Source organism: Pseudomonas sp. VE 267-6A, assembly GCF_024126555.1.
Taxonomy (GTDB): Bacteria; Pseudomonadota; Gammaproteobacteria; order Pseudomonadales; family Pseudomonadaceae; genus Aquipseudomonas; species Aquipseudomonas palmensis.
Genome location: NZ_JAMYBY010000014.1, coordinates 34968 through 49788 on the forward strand (window position 1 = coordinate 34968; position 14821 = coordinate 49788).

The 14821-nt window shown below is 64.0% G+C and carries 15 protein-coding genes; 8 read left to right on the plus strand and 7 right to left on the minus strand.

The genetic code is table 11. The annotated features are described in order from the left end of the window. Positions 1-18 precede the first annotated feature (18 nt). The 3 genes from NJH59_RS17330 to NJH59_RS17340 all read right to left on the minus strand — a co-directional run bounded on the left by NJH59_RS17330 (position 19) and on the right by NJH59_RS17340 (position 2657). Positions 19-528, minus strand: a complete 510-nt coding sequence (locus tag NJH59_RS17330; RefSeq protein ID WP_054916127.1) for a flavin reductase family protein — start codon at positions 526-528, stop codon at positions 19-21. A gap of 85 nt (positions 529-613) precedes the next feature. Continuing rightward, positions 614-1645, minus strand: a complete 1032-nt coding sequence (locus NJH59_RS17335; protein ID WP_043861040.1) for a methionine synthase — start codon at positions 1643-1645, stop codon at positions 614-616. Positions 1646-1673: 28 nt separating this feature from the next. After that, on the minus strand, positions 1674-2657 hold the full coding sequence (locus NJH59_RS17340; RefSeq protein ID WP_253087079.1) for a DUF1852 domain-containing protein: 984 nt from the start codon (positions 2655-2657) through the stop codon (positions 1674-1676). Positions 2658-2992: 335 nt separating this feature from the next. Here NJH59_RS17340 and NJH59_RS17345 point away from each other — a divergent pair, with 335 nt between their 5' ends. Then, on the plus strand, positions 2993-3175 hold the full coding sequence (locus NJH59_RS17345) for a hypothetical protein (protein ID WP_054916126.1): 183 nt from the start codon (positions 2993-2995) through the stop codon (positions 3173-3175). A gap of 90 nt (positions 3176-3265) precedes the next feature. Here the strand turns inward: NJH59_RS17345 and NJH59_RS17350 are convergent, their stop codons facing one another. Together NJH59_RS17350 and NJH59_RS17355 are read right to left on the minus strand one after the other, a co-directional pair. Then, a complete protein-coding gene (locus NJH59_RS17350; protein WP_238596440.1) occupies positions 3266-3730 on the minus strand; it encodes a hypothetical protein in 465 nt (154 codons plus the stop codon). Between the two features lie 36 nt (positions 3731-3766). After that, positions 3767-4954, minus strand: coding sequence for an MFS transporter (locus NJH59_RS17355; RefSeq protein ID WP_058541189.1), 1188 nt, complete (start codon positions 4952-4954; stop codon positions 3767-3769). Positions 4955-5188: 234 nt separating this feature from the next. Here NJH59_RS17355 and ggt point away from each other — a divergent pair, with 234 nt between their 5' ends. From ggt to NJH59_RS17370, 3 genes are all read left to right on the plus strand, one after another. Further along, on the plus strand, positions 5189-6967 hold the full coding sequence (ggt, locus tag NJH59_RS17360; RefSeq protein WP_253087108.1) for a gamma-glutamyltransferase: 1779 nt from the start codon (positions 5189-5191) through the stop codon (positions 6965-6967). A 76-nt stretch (positions 6968-7043) separates the two neighbouring features. Next, positions 7044-7511: a YbaK/EbsC family protein gene (locus NJH59_RS17365; protein ID WP_043861044.1), complete on the plus strand. Its 468-nt coding sequence runs from the start codon at positions 7044-7046 to the stop codon at positions 7509-7511. Positions 7512-7588: 77 nt separating this feature from the next. After that, complete coding sequence (locus NJH59_RS17370; RefSeq protein WP_253087080.1) at positions 7589-8563, plus strand: hypothetical protein; 975 nt, start codon at positions 7589-7591, stop codon at positions 8561-8563. Positions 8564-8614: 51 nt separating this feature from the next. Here the strand turns inward: NJH59_RS17370 and NJH59_RS17375 are convergent, their stop codons facing one another. After that, a complete protein-coding gene (locus tag NJH59_RS17375; protein WP_043861086.1) occupies positions 8615-8929 on the minus strand; it encodes a hypothetical protein in 315 nt (104 codons plus the stop codon). A 96-nt stretch (positions 8930-9025) separates the two neighbouring features. Between NJH59_RS17375 and NJH59_RS17380 the strand changes: the two genes are divergently transcribed. Beyond that, on the plus strand, positions 9026-9403 hold the full coding sequence (locus NJH59_RS17380) for an SH3 domain-containing protein (RefSeq protein WP_229589314.1): 378 nt from the start codon (positions 9026-9028) through the stop codon (positions 9401-9403). Between the two features lie 117 nt (positions 9404-9520). Beyond that, positions 9521-9826 (plus strand): NIPSNAP family protein, encoded by a 306-nt coding sequence (locus NJH59_RS17385; protein ID WP_043861047.1) that lies wholly within the window; start codon positions 9521-9523, stop codon positions 9824-9826. Between the two features lie 78 nt (positions 9827-9904). On the opposite strand, the gene NJH59_RS17390 is transcribed toward NJH59_RS17385, so the two are convergent. After that, positions 9905-11395: an aldehyde dehydrogenase family protein gene (locus tag NJH59_RS17390; protein ID WP_253087081.1), complete on the minus strand. Its 1491-nt coding sequence runs from the start codon at positions 11393-11395 to the stop codon at positions 9905-9907. 358 nt (positions 11396-11753) lie between these two features. Here NJH59_RS17390 and NJH59_RS17395 point away from each other — a divergent pair, with 358 nt between their 5' ends. Next, entirely contained in the window at positions 11754-12677 is a 924-nt protein-coding gene (locus NJH59_RS17395; protein ID WP_052504233.1) for a transporter, read from the plus strand. A gap of 34 nt (positions 12678-12711) precedes the next feature. Then, positions 12712-14784, plus strand: coding sequence for a PQQ-dependent dehydrogenase, methanol/ethanol family (locus NJH59_RS17400; protein WP_123752443.1), 2073 nt, complete (start codon positions 12712-12714; stop codon positions 14782-14784). The last annotated feature ends 37 nt before the right edge of the window (positions 14785-14821 follow it).

A 14821-nucleotide genomic window follows, 5' to 3' on the forward strand; every position in this document is an offset into this window, starting at 1 on the left:
GGCCAGGCCCCTGGTTCCTCAGCCTGCGCCGTGGGCGGCGAGGTTGCAGTATTGCCCCTTGAAGTACAGCAAGGGCTGTGTGGCGGCAGTTTGCTGCAGGTTCAGCGCCTTCACTTCGCCAATCACGATCAGGTGATCACCGGCGACGTGTTCGGCGTGGATCTCGCAATCGAGCCAGTGCAGGCTGCCGGCAATGATCGGGTTGCCCAGTGGCGATGCCTGCCATTGCACGCCCTGCCACTTGTCGGTACCTCGTCGGGCGAACTGGTTGGAGATCCCGACCTGTTCACCGGACAGGATGTTGACCGCGAAGCGGCCTGCCTGGCGGATCCTGGGGTAGCTGGCCGAACCGGCCATCACGCTGAACGACACCAGCGGCGGGCTCATCGACACGCTATAGAACGACTGGCAGGTAAAGCCGACCGGCTCCTCCTCGATCTGCGACGTGATCACCGTGATACCCGATGCGTAGTGCCCGAGCGCTTCGCGAAAGCGCAATGGCTCGATGGCAGTACTGGAACGTGACATGGTAGGTCCTGGCTGAAGGGGCGGGTCCAAAGGCGGCGGGGAGGGGGCAAGTCGCTCGATCAGCGCTGCAACCCCTCCTGCACCCTTATCGGTTCAAGAGCTCTCTGCGCACGATGTCCGCGCCGGCGCTCAAGGCGTTCAGCTTGCCGCGTGCCACCTCGCGGGGCAGAGGGGCCATGCCGCAGTTGGTGCACGGGTAGAGCTTGTCGGCGTCCACGAACTGCAGCGCTTTGCGCAGGGTGTTGGCCACTTCCTCGGGGGTTTCGATGGCGTGGTTCGCCACATCGATGGCCCCCACCATCACTTTCTTGCCGCGAATCAGCTCGATCAGGTCCATCGGGACATGGGAGTTGTGGCACTCCAGCGAGATGATATCGATGCCGGATTTCTGCAGCTTGGGGAAGGCTTCCTCATATTGGCGCCACTCCGAGCCCAGCGTCTTTTTCCAGTCGGTATTGGCCTTGATGCCGTAGCCGTAGCAAATATGCACGGCCGTTTCACATTTGAGCCCTTCGATCGCCCGTTCCAGTGTGGCCACGCCCCAGTCATTCACCTCGTCGAAGAACACGTTGAAGGCAGGCTCGTCGAACTGGATGATGTCCACGCCCGCCGCCTCCAGCTCTCGGGCTTCCTGATTGAGGATCTTGGCAAATTCCCAAGCCAGCTTTTCCCGGCTTTTGTAGTGGCTGTCATACAGCGTGTCGATCATGGTCATGGGGCCCGGCAGGGCCCATTTGATGGGCTGGCTGGTCTGCTGGCGCAGAAACCTGGCATCTTCGACAAACACCGGTTTTTGCCTGGCAACAGCACCCACAACGGTCGGCACGCTTGCGTCATAGCGGTCACGAATTCTGACGGTTTCGCGCTTCTCGAAATCCACTCCGCTCAGGTGCTCGATAAAGGTGGTAACGAAATGCTGGCGGGTCTGTTCGCCGTCGCTGACGATATCAATGCCTGCGTGTTGCTGTTCCTGCAGGGCCAGGCGCAAGGCATCCTGCTTGCCTTCGAGCAGCTCCTCGCCGTGCAGCTTCCAGGGCGACCAGAGCGTCTCGGGTTGTGCAAGCCAGGACGGTTTGGGCAGGCTGCCAGCAGTGGAGGTGGGTAGCAGTTTTTTCACGATAGATGACCTTGTATGTTCTGAATGATCAAAGCGCGTATTGGGCGGACCACTGCTCAAGCACGGTCTGGTAGGGCTTGATGAAGTGCTCTTCGACAAACCTGCCCTGTTCGATGGCCAACTGACTGCGCTCTTCTCGATCGTAGACAATGCGGGTCAACGAGTAATCCTGGTGATTCAAGCTCGGCTGATAGCATCGACCTGCTGCTGAATTCGCGTTGTAGATTTCAGGGCGATAGATCTTCTGGAAGGTATCCATCGTGCTGATGGTGCTGATCAGTTCAAGGTTGGTGTAATCCCCCAGCAGGTCCCCCGCAAAGTAGAACGCCAGCGGTGCCACGCTGTTGGCAGGCATGAAGTAGCGAACCTTCAGGCCCATCTTCCGGAAGTACTCATCGGTCAGGGAATATTCGTCCTGCTGGTATTCGGTACCCAATACCGGGTGCTGGTTTTCGGTGCGCTGATAAGTCTTGCTGCTGGAAACACTCAGGCAGATGACCGGCGGTTTTTTGAAGTGTTCTTTATAAGTGCTCGAACTCACGAAATGCTTGAACAGCTTGCCGTGCAGCTCGCCGAAATCCTCCGGCGTGCTGAACCCCTGCTGGTTCTTGTTGTGCCCCAGCAACAGCACGCTGAAGTCATAATCGCGCACGTACGAGGAGAAGTTGTTGCCTACGATGCCCTCGATGCGTTCGCTTGTTTTGCGATCCACAATGGTGGTCTGCAATATTTCAATCAGCGGCAGGGCGGTGTCCCTGTGCTCGGCATCCATGTTCATTTCCACGGAAATGATTTCAAGTTCGACGTTGTAGCGGTCGCCTTTCGGGTTGTCCCAGTGCGCCAGGGCGTTGAAACGATTGTCGATCATCGTCAGGGTATTGCGCAGATTCTCTTGGCGACGCTGCCCCCTCGCCAGGTTTGCGAAGTTGGTGGTCGTGCGGGTGTTTTCAGCGGGGCGATAATGTTCGTCGAAACGAATACGCTTGATCGAGAATGTAAATGCTGTGCTCATTTTAATCGGGTGCCCTGATGGTCCGAGATAAAAACCGAATCTACATTTGCCCTCTTCGGCAAGTTTGATTCGTTGCAGGTTTTTTTGCTCGGGCGTCTTGAAGTGTTCCTTAATTGGGGCGTATTTTATGTCCGGGCATCGAACGAGTTAAATTGAATTGATTTCATGGGAACGTTAGCCACCCTCATGATGCTCATCTGCAGGGCTTGTGATTATTATTTTCCGCCTTGGCCAATAAGCGGCAGGTTCGCTTTTTCAAGATGCGCGCAGGCCATGGTGACCATTGAGGCCTCAAGGCGCTGGAGGCCATGGCGTCACTTGTTGCGGATATATAAATGAAACCACTGATCACGGCCCTTGCGCTGTTCATCCTCGCCGGCTGTACCTCCAGCGGCGCTCCCACGGCTGAGCAGCAAACCCGGGAATGCATGAACTATCACGCCATGATGACTGCGCCCATGGCGCCCGATGCCATGCAGCGCCTCAAGGCTGCATGCGAACAGTCCAGGCTTCGATAACGGCCTAGGCTCTGTACGAAAAGCCTTGATACTCGGTGATGCTGCGTTGAAAACAGCCTGACCTTCGTCTCAAGACTTTTCATGCAGACCCTAGTCCCAGGCCATCACCACGCCTTCCAGCCGGCGAAACTCATCCAGTGTGCGGTGGAATTCGGCGCGTTCAAAGGTGGCGGTGCAAGCGGCCTCGAACCAGCTGACGCGGGGCTGCTCCAGGGTGATCACCTCGTGCAGCAGGCCGAAGCGCCGCCAGTGGATGTGATCCTCATGGGCGTGTTGCTCCACGACGATGACCGTGCAGCTCAGGTCCAGGTCATCGGAGCACACCAGCAGCGGCACCAGGGTGGTCCACCCAGGGGCAGTGGAGTAGCTGCGGTCCCACACCAGTTCATTATCGTCTTCGCCGTAGAGGCCGGCATGCGCTGCCACCAGATGAAGCTGCGCAGCGGGGTCTCGTATTGGCAGCCAGACTTCCAGCGGCACGCCATCGATGGCGAAGGTCGAGTAGAAGCCCTGGCTGTACTTCGATTTGAAGCTGGCGATTGAAAGCTGGTTCACGTTGGTTTCTTTCCTTTGGCAAAACCTGGCAGGCCCTCAGTGCCCGCCCTTCATCCGCCGCGCTACCAGGTAGATCCCCAACCCCACCAGCGCAGTCGCCGCGCCAATGTAGCCGGTACTGGTCCAGCCGAACCCCGCAGTAATCGCCATGCCGCCAAACCATGGCCCCAGCGCATTGGCCAGGTTGAACGCCGCATGGTTCGATGCCGCCGCCAGGCTCGGCGCTTCATGTGCAATGTCCATCAGGCGAATCTGCAAGGGGGCGGCCAGTGCGATCATGGTGCCGACCAGCCCGCAGCCCAGCAGCACGCCCCACGGCGAACTGGCCGCGAAGGGGAACAGGCTCAGCACGAGAATCGACCATACCAGCACCAACCCCACCGCGCGAAACTGCAGGCGGTCGAACAGCTTGCCGCCCGCGATGTTGCCGATGATGCCGCCCACCCCGAACGCCGCCAGCCCGAATGGAATCCACTGTGGCGACACCTTGGTCACCTGCAGCATGGTCGGCGCCAGGTAACTGAACACGCAGAACATGCCGGCAAAACCGATCGAGGCGATGGCCAGCGCCATCCACACCTGCGGCAGGCGAAACGCCTGGAGCTCCTTGCGCGGGTCGCTGCGCACTTCATCGTGACGCTGCGGCACGTAGCGCCACACCAGCCCGATGGTGCACAGCGCAATCGCGCCCACCAGCACGAACGCCGCGCGCCAACCGAAGAACTGCCCCAGGAAGGTCGCCACCGGGTTGCCCAGCAGCATCGCCAGGGTGAGCCCCATCATCACCCGTGCCACCGCGCCCGCGCGCTGGTCGGTGGCCACCATGCTCGAGGCCACCACCGCCGCGATGCCGAAGTAGGCGCCGTGGGGCAGGCCGCTGATAAAGCGAAACGCCACCAGCCCGGCGAAGGAGGGCGCGAAGGCAGTGGCCAGGTTGCCGATCGCATACAGCGCCATCAGCAACAGCAGCATGTGCTTGCGCAGCAGCTTGGCGCCCAGAATCGCCAGGGCCGGCGCACCCACCATCACGCCCAGGGCATAAGCGCTGATGGCATGGCCCACCTGGGGCTCGCTCAGGTGCAGGTTGCTGGCGATGTCGGGCATCAGCCCCATGATCGCGAACTCGCCGGTACCGATGGCAAAACTCCCCAGGGCCATGGCGGCTTCCATCTTGCCGACGGTGGCTCTGGAATAGGCGAGTGGCGGCGCTTGCTGAATGGTCATCTGAATCCTTGAAACAAACTGAAACGTTAAAGCGGGAAGCTTAATCAATCTGCACCCTACGCGTCGAGAATCAGGGCACGCGCATTGGATTCGCCGCACAAGGCGCGGTGGGTGCCGGGTCTACTCGCGTCAATCACGCTACCATTGCCCGCGTTCCCCAAACGCTCAATGGAGTTGGTCTTGACCGGTTACCCAACCACCCGCAAACACCTGATCCACGCCCTCGGCTTCTCGATGGCAGCGTTGCTGCTCGGCGCCTGCACCAGCGCAACCCCGCCTGCGCCATCCAGCACCGCCTTGCCCGCCGCCCCGGAAATCGCCTCGGGCTACCGCACAGGCATGGCCCCCGTACAGGCACAGAACCATATGGCCGCGGCAGCCAACCCCCTGGCAAGCGCCGCCGGCCAGGCGATGCTGCGCAAGGGCGGGTCTGCGATCGATGCCGCCATTGCCATGCAGGCGGTGTTGACCCTGGTGGAGCCGCAGTCCAGCGGCATCGGCGGCGGCGCCTTCATCCTGTACTGGGATGGCAAGCAGGTGCAGGCGTTCGATGGGCGGGAGACGGCGCCGCAAGGGGCCGACAGCCGCCTGTTCCTGAAGCCGGACGGCACGCCGATGGGATTCAAGGACGCCCAGATCGGCGGTCGCTCGGTGGGCGTGCCCGGTGTGCTCAGGGCCCTGGAGATGGCGCACCAGCAACACGGCAAGCTGCCCTGGCGCGCGCTGTTCCAGCCGGCCATCGACCTGGCCCGCGACGGTTTTCCCGTGTCTGCGCGGCTGCATGCCCTGATTGCCGCCTCCACCTCGATACCGCAGTCGCCTGCACTAGCCCGCTACCTGCTCACGGCCCAGGGCCAGCCCTTGCCCGTGGGCACGCTGCTGAAGAACCCCGAGCTGGCGCAAACACTGGAGGCCATCGCCAACCAGGGCCCGGACGCCTTCTACCACGGGCCCATCGCCGAGGCGATGGTGCAGCAGGTCAATACCCACAGTAACCCCGGCACGTTGTCGCTGAGCGACATTGCAGGCTATCGGGCCAAGGTGCGCGCGCCGGTATGCGGGCCGTACAAGCAGTGGACGGTCTGCGGCATGCCGCCACCGTCGTCCGGTGGCGTCGCGGTACTTCAGACGCTGGGCATCCTGGAGGCGCTGCAGCGCCAGAAACCGGCACTGGACCTGGCCGCGATGGCGCCCGAAAAAGCTCGCCCCGGGGGCGTCATGCAACCCTCCGCCCAGGCCGTGCACCTGATTGCCGAAGCCGAGCGCCTGGCCTATGCCGACCGCGCCCTGTACCTGGCCGACAGCGACCAGGTGCCGGTCAATGTGCCCGGGCTCACCAGCAAGGCGTACCTGGCCCAGCGCGCCACGCTGATCGGTGACCGGAGCATGGGCGTCGCCACTGCCGGTGTGCCGCCCGGCATGCCCCTGGCGTGGGCGCCTGACCGCTCGCCATTGCGCATTTCCACCTCGCAGATCGTCGCGGTGGACGATCAGGGCGGCGCGCTGTCGATGACCACCTCGGTCGAGGCGGCGTTCGGCTCTCATGTGCTGGTCAAGGGCTTTCTGCTCAACAACCAGATGACCGACTTTTCGTTCATCCCCGAGGAGAACGGCAAGCCGGTGGCCAACCGCATCGCACCGGGCAAGCGGCCGCGCTCCTCGATGGCGCCGACCCTGGTGTTCGACCAGGCCAGCGGCCAACTGGTGGCCGCCCTCGGCTCGCCCGGCGGCTCGCAGATCATCGAGTACGTGAACAAGGCGCTGATCGGCTTGCTGGACTGGAACCTCGACCCGCAGCAGGCCGTCGACCTGCCCAACTTCGGCAGCCGCAACGTCGGCACCGAAGTGGAGGCCGGGCTGATCGGCCCCGCCCTGATCGAGCAGCTCAAGGCCCGCGGGCATGCGGTATCGCCCATCGAGATGACCAGCGGCACGCAGGTCATCGTGCGTGATGGGCAGGGCTGGTCGGCCGGTGCCGACCCACGTCGCGAGGGCGTCGCGTTGGGCGACTGAGTTTTTTGCCTGCCCAAGCTGGTAGGGTACGCAACGGTATCCCGCCAGGGCTGTTTTTTCAGAGGATCAAGCGAAGATGAGTCTGCAGTCAGTCAAAGCGTTTTTCTCCCACCATTCCCCCGACCTGCAGGTGCTGGAACTGGCGTCCAGCACCGCCACCGTCGCCCTGGCCGCCGAGGCGCTGGCGGTCGAGCCGGGGCAGATCGCCAAATCGCTCTCGCTGCGCGTGGGGGAGGAGGTGATCGTGCTGGTGGTACGCGGCGATGCGCGCCTGTGCAACCGCAAGTACAAGCAGCAGTTCGGCGTCAAGGCACGCATGCTCGAGGCCGAGCAGGTCGAGCAGCACACCGGCCACCCCATCGGCGGCGTGTGCCCCTTCGGCCTGAGCCAGCCGCTGCGGGTGTACTGCGACGAGTCGCTGAAGGACTTCGAGGTGGTCTTCCCCGCCGGCGGCGCGGTCAATGCTGCGGTGCGCATCGAGCCCGAGCGCCTGGCCACCCTGGTCAACGCGCAGTGGGTCGACGTGATCCAGCCACTGGCCTGAAGTCGTCAGGCGCGCGGTGGTGGCGCCGGGCGCGATTACCCTCTATAAAAACCGCTCCATTATCTAAGGAGCGGTGCATGGAAATCTCGGCTTTGTCTATCGGTGTCGATATCGCCACCAGCGTGGCGATCGTCGGCTCGGCGGTCACCTTCATGCTCAACCAGCGCCGTCAAAACAAGACCGAAGCGGTGATGAGGCTTCACGAGCAGGTGCGCACCATCTCCATCCAGCAACTGCAGGAAGAGCTCGAAACCCTGTCCCGCCAGTTCACCCACCAGATCATCGCGCCCACCCAGAAGATCATTCACATGGCGCACCTGTCGCGTCGCCTGAGGGAGCAGGACGCGTCGCCCGCCAGAATGCGCGAAATGCTGGTCGACAGTGATCGCTTCCAGGAAACCCAGGCCAGCATCGCCGAACTGATCGAACAGACCCGCCTGTTCGTCAAGGAAGTGCACGCGGCCAAGTACCGTATCTTTCCGGTGCTGTTCAACCTGCATGAAGGCAACGCGCTGATCCAGGAATACCGCGAGTGCAGCGATGCGCTGCTGCAGGCAAGCAACCAGCTTGGCCCGCGACACACCTCGCTGATGCAGGAGACGCTGGCCTTCACCCAGGCGCTGCAGGCGTCCGGGCAACACATCGAGCAGTTGAAGGTTCAGTGGGCGCAAATGGCCTTCAGCATCGCGAAGGACGAAGAATACCGGGCCTGGGTCGACCTGTTCATCGAGGACGGCCAGGAAGACGCCTACTGGCAGGCCATCAACGGCTCGGACATCGAGCTCAAGCGCGACCTGTGCAGCACCGTTGCCGTACGCATCATGCACATGCTCGAGCATGATCCGGGGCGTGCCGCCAGCACCCAGATCAGCATGGTGCACAAGCCGGCCATCGCCTTGACCACCCAGGCCAAGCGCCTGCTGGTACTGCTGTCGGCGTCCATCGCCTGGCTCAGTTGCAAGGCCGAAGATCGCACCAGCGATACCATGGAGCACCTCAAGGCCGCCTTTGCGTCCGACCAGATGCTGGCGCTGGATTCCGAACTGTATTGAGGGCAACGGCGGGCAGGCCGACTTGCCACAGCAAGCCGGCCTGCCCGGGGGTCACACGCAGATCTGCTTGCGCGCACCGCGTGGCAGGCGGCAACGGTCGGCCTGGCTGCTCAGGCGGGCCTGCCAGCTGGCCTTGACGCTGAACGCGGGCACCGGCGCCGGCGCGGCCTGTTGCTGGCGCTGCTTGCGCAGTTCGGCCAGCGAAGGGGTCTTGGCCTTGGCGGCCACGGCTGCCGAGTCGGGGGCAGCCAGCGAGCGCAGGCAGGACTTGCACGACACCTGATCCGCTGCCTGAGTGCTGTTGAGGGTCTGACTGGTACGCCCGCAGGCGGCATTGGCGCCGTTCGCCGAATAGTGTGTAACCAAACCGTACATCTCCAACCTGTTGATAACAAAGGCGCTATTTTCGCACAGCCGCGCCGCTGGGTGGGCGCCGGCTTCAGTTCACCAAGGAGAAGACACATGCAATACCGCGTTATTAAAGCGCACCGCAGCGAATTCCCTCAGCCCATCACCTTTGCCAAGGGGGCCGTGCTGGAGGTGGGGGAGGTGTACCAGGGCGATGAAGGATGGGACAACTGGTACTTCTGCACCACGCCCGGCCAGCAGGGTGGCTGGGTGCCGGCGCAGGTGATCGAAAGGCTGGGCGAGCAGGCAGGCCGCGCGCGCGAGGACTACACCGCCAGGGAACTGGACGTGGACATTGGCGATGAGTTGCTCTGCGTGAGGTCGCTCAACGGATGGTCCTGGTGCACAAGGCCGCGCGATGCGCAGGCCGGCTGGGTGCCTTCAAGCCATCTGCGCCACATCGAACAGGCGCCGGCGGCACCGACCCGCTGAAGGGCTGCACGCGGGTTCAACGGTGCGAGCGCTGATGCTCGCTGCACCCGTCGCGTATTGACGCCCGCCCGTGACGCCCACTAGGCTCGCTGCCGGTCCCTTTCATGGAGTGCTGCAATGGTTACCTGCTACCTGCGCTACATCGTCGATGCCTACAAGCTGCAAGAGTTCGAAGCCTACGGGCGCATGTGGATACCGCTGGTAGAGAAATTCGGCGGCCAGCACCATGGCTACTTCCTGCCCAGCGAAGGCGCCAACAACGTCGCCCTGGCGATGTTCTCGTTCCCCAGCCTGGCAGCGTACGAACGTTACCGCGAACAGTCGAAAACCGACGCCGAGTGCATCGCCGCGTTCAAGTACGCCGAAGACACCCGGTGCATCATCAGCTACGAGCGCAGTTTCTTCCGCCCTGTACTGGGCTGACCCCATCACGGCGCAAGCCCCCTCCTGTGGGAGCGGGCTTGACCCGCGATCGGGCCGCAGAGCGGCCCCAACTGCCGCCTACAGCTTCATCACCACCGACTTCAGCTCGGTGTAATGCTCGATGGCCGCCGCGCCCATCTCGCGCCCCACGCCCGACAGCTTGTAGCCGCCAAACGGCAGCGCCGGGTCCAGCGCACTGTGACAGTTGACCCACACCGAGCCCGACTTGATGCGCGGCACCATGCGGTGCACCTGCGCCAGGTCGTTGGACCAGATGCTCGCGCCCAGGCCATAGGCACTGTCGTTGGCCAGGCGAATCGCCTCGTCCATGTCGTCGAACGGAATCGCCACCAGCACCGGCCCGAAAATCTCCTCCTGCACCAGCGGGCACTGCTGGTCGACGTCGGCAATCACCGTCGGCTGCACGAAATACCCCGGCCCGTAATACTCGCCGCCACACGCCACCTTGGCGCCCAGCTCGCGGCCCATGTCGATGTAGCGGCCCACCCGTGCCTGCTGCTTGGCCGAGATCAACGGGCCCATGTCGATGCTCGGGTCCAGGCCATTGCCCAGCTTCATGCCGTTGGCGATGCCGGCAATATCGGCCACCACGCGGTCGAAATGCTTGCGGTGCACATACAGGCGCGACCCCGCGCAGCACACCTGCCCCTGGTTGAAGAAGATCGCGCTGGCGGCACCGGCAGCGGCCACCTCAAGGTCGGCGTCGGCCAGGATGATGGTCGGCGATTTGCCGCCCAGCTCCAGCGTCACCCGCGTCATCGAATCCATCGCCGCCTTGCCGATCAGCTTGCCCACCTCGGTCGAGCCGGTGAAGGTCACCTTGCCCAGCAGCGGGTGCGCCGACAGCGCCGCACCGGCCACCGCGCCCACGCCGGTGACCACGTTGAACACGCCCGCCGGGTAGCCGGCCTCCAGTACCAGTTCGGCCAGCTTGAGCGCGCTCAGCGGGGTCTCGTCCGCCGGCTTGAGCACCACGCTGCACCCGGTGGCCAGCGCCGGGCCCAGCTTCCAGCAGGCCAGCAGCAGGGGGAAGTTCCACGCCACGATGGCACCCACCACACCCACCGCCTCGCGGCGCACATAGGCATGGAACTCGCCGTCGAACAGCGGCAGCGATGGGTCGACCGTGGTGCCTTCGATCTTGGTTGCCCAGCCGGCCATGTAGCGCAGCGAGTCGATGGCCATCTGCACGTCCATCACCCGCGCCACCTGCGCGCTCTTGCCGTTGTTCAGGCATTCGAGCTCGGCGAACACCTGGGCATCGCGCTCGATCAGGTCGGCCAGCTTCCACAGCAGGTTCTGGCGCTCGCGTGGGCGCATGCGGCTCCAGGGCGAGTCATCGAACGCCTGGCGCGCGGCACGTACCGCCTGGTCGACATCCTCGACCGTGGCGGCAGGCACCTGGGCCAGCGCCTGGCCGTTGGCCGGGTTGAGCAGTTGCAGCGTGGCGCCATCGCTGGCGCCGCGCCAGTCGGCACCGATCAGCATGCGGTGCTGACGCTGCACGAACGCCTGGGTATCACTGTGAACCGGGAAGGCATGGGTCATGGGTGTGGCTCTCTTGTTATTGAAAGGAACCCGAGGCATTCAGCAACCCTTGTGCCAGCTTTTTTCTACTACCAAAGTACTTGTTTTTCAGGGGTTTGGAGGGCTTGAGCCGGTTCTGTGCGTATTAGGTCGAGACAAACGGTGAGACACATGAGACGCCCCTGAGAAACCCCGCAAAGCCTTGCAAACCGGGCCTGCAACGGGGCAGGTGGCAGCCGGGCACTTCACCGCAGGTTGACGCCCTCAAAGCGCAACCAATTGATATCAATAGATTAATTTCGTTGGCACGAAGCCTGCTACGGCCTGTGTGCCGCCCATTGGGTGGCTCATCCGACAAAAACAATAAACAGGTGACTCGATGAGCAAGACCGTACTGTCAAGCGTGCCGGCACACCGCCGTCGTACTGCATTGGGCTGGGCACAGGCCTGGACGCTGGGCCTCGCCGGCTGCCTGGGCAGCCAGGCGCACGCCGTGGATGTGGACGCCGGGGACTACACCGCCTTGCCCGAAGGCACCAACCTGGGCATGGTCTACTACCAGCATGCCGAACGTCGCTCGCTGTACTCCGGTGGCCACAAGCAGCCGGTGCGTGCCGGGCTGAACTCCGACATCGGCATTCTCAGGGGCGTGCACTTCATGAAGCTGGGCGGGTTCACCATCGACCCGCAGTTCCTGCTGCCCTTCGGCCAGCTCGAAGGCAAGCGCGACACCTCGGGCCTGGGCAAGAGCGATGGCGGCATCGGCGACCTGATCCTGGCCTCCACCGTGTGGCTGGTGGAGCGTCCGGAAGAAAAGACCTATTTCGGCATCACCCCGTTCCTCTACGTGCCCACCGGCCGCTACGACCGCGACGACGCGCTCAACATCGGCGAGAACCGCTGGAAGTTCGCGCTGCAGGCCGGCTATATCCAGGGCCTGGGCGACAAGTGGTGGCTGGACCTGATCGGCGACGTCACCTGGTTCGGCAAGAACGACGACGCCACCTCCGCCGGCCTGACCCTGCGCCAGTCCGCGCTGTACCAGGGCCAGGCGTTCCTGCGCTACCAGCTCACCCCGAGCCTGGACCTGCGCGTGGGCTACTCCAGGTTGTGGGGCGGCGAAACCCGCCTGGACGGCGTCGACCAGCACGACAAACCCGACACCGCCAAGTTTCTGGTGGGCGCAGGCTGGTTCGTCACGCCCAAGACCCAGCTGCTGTTCAACTATGGCCGTGACCAGTCGGTGGAAAACGGTTTCAAGGAAGGCGACCGCTTCAACGTACGCCTGATGCAGGTGTTCTGACCCGCACCTGCAGCCATCACCGAGGACACCGAACATGAAAAAACCATTGCGTACTTCATTGCTGATGCTGTGCCTGGCCACCCCGCTGGCAGCCCTTGCCGCCGGGGTGGACGAGGCCGCCATCCGCGCCACCGAACGGGCCGGCGGCGAGTGGCTCAGCCACGGCCGCACCTATGCCGAACAACGCTTCAGCCCGCTCAAACAGATCGACGCCAGCAACGTCAGGTCGCTGGGCCTGGCCTGGTACATGGACCTGGACAACACCCGCGGCCTGGAGGCGACGCCGCTGTTCCACGACGGGGTGATCTACACCTCGATGTCCTGGAGCCGGGTGATCGCGGTCGACGCCGCCAGCGGCAAGGAGCTGTGGCGCTACGACCCCGAGGTGGCCAAGGTCAAGGCCCGTACCTCGTGCTGCGACGCGGTCAACCGCGGCGTGGCACTGTGGGGCGACAAGGTCTACGTCGGCACCCTGGACGGGCGTCTGATCGCCCTCGACGCCAAGACCGGCAAGGCCATCTGGAGCCAGCAGACCACCGACCCGGCCAAGCCCTACAGCATCACCGGCGCGCCACGGGTGGTCAAAGGCAAGGTCATCATCGGCAACGGCGGCGCCGAATACGGCGTGCGCGGCTTCGTCTCGGCCTATGACGCCGACACCGGCAAACTGGCCTGGCGCTTCTACACCGTACCGGGCGACCCGGCGCTGCCCTACGAGCACCCCGAACTGCGCGAAGCGGCCAAGACCTGGCAGGGCGACCAGTACTGGAAGCTCGGCGGTGGCGGCACGGTGTGGGACAGCATGGCCTACGACCCCGAGCTGGACCTGCTCTACGTCGGCACCGGCAACGGCTCGCCGTGGAACCGCGAGGTGCGCAGCCCGGGCGGTGGCGACAACCTGTACCTGTCGTCGATCCTCGCCATCCGCCCCGACACCGGCAAGCTGGCCTGGCACTACCAGGTCACCCCGGGCGACAGCTGGGACTTCACCGCCACCCAGCAGATCACCCTGGCCGAGCTGAACATCGACGGCAAACCGCGCAAGGTCCTGATGCAGGCGCCTAAAAACGGCTTCTTCTACGTGCTCGACCGCACCAACGGCAAGCTGATCTCGGCCGAGAAGTTCGGCAAGGTCACCTGGGCCGAGAAGGTCGACCTCGCCACCGGCCGGCCGGTCGAGGCCCCTGGGGTGCGCTACGAAAAAGAGCCCATCGTGATGTGGCCCAGCCCCTTCGGCGCGCACAACTGGCATTCGATGTCGTTCAACCCCGGCACCGGCCTGGTGTACATCCCCTACCAGGAAGTACCCGGTGTGTACCGCAACGAAGGCAAGGACTTCGTTACCCGCAAGGCATTCAACACCGCCGCCGGCTTTGCCGACGCCACCGACGTGCCGGCCGCCGTGGTCAGCGGCGCCTTGCTGGCCTGGGACCCGGTCAAGCAGAAGGCCGCCTGGAAGGTGCCGTACCCCACGCACTGGAACGGCGGCACCCTGAGCACCGCCGGCAACCTGGTGTTCCAGGGCACTGCGGCGGGGCAGATGCATGCCTATTCCGCCGACAAGGGCGAGGCGCTGTGGCAGTTCGAGGCGCAAAGCGGCATCGTTGCCGCGCCCATGACCTTCGAACTGGCCGGGCGTCAGTACGTGGCGATCATGGCCGGCTGGGGCGGCGTGGCCACCCTGACCGGCGGCGAGTCGATGAACCTGCCGGGCATGAAGAACCGCAGCCGCCTGCTGGTGTTCGCCCTCGATGGCAAGGCGCAGTTGCCGCCACCGGCCCCGGCGCCCGCCAAGGTCGAGCGCGTGCCCCAGCCCGTCACCGCAGCACCCGAGCAGGTGCAGGCCGGCAAGCAGCTGTATGGCCAGTTCTGCAGCGTGTGCCACGGCATGGGCACCATCAGCGGCGGTTTGATCCCCGACCTGCGCCAGTCCAGCGACGCCACCCGCGAGCACTTCCAGCAGATCGTCCTGCAGGGCGCGCTCAAGCCACTGGGCATGCCGTCGTTCGACGACTCGCTCAAGCCCGAGGAGGTCGAGCAGATCAAGCTCTACGTGATGTCGCGCGAGTACGAGGACTACATGGCGCGCCACAAAGCCGCACCTTGAATCGCGCCGGCGGCCTGTGTACGTCACAGGCCGCCGG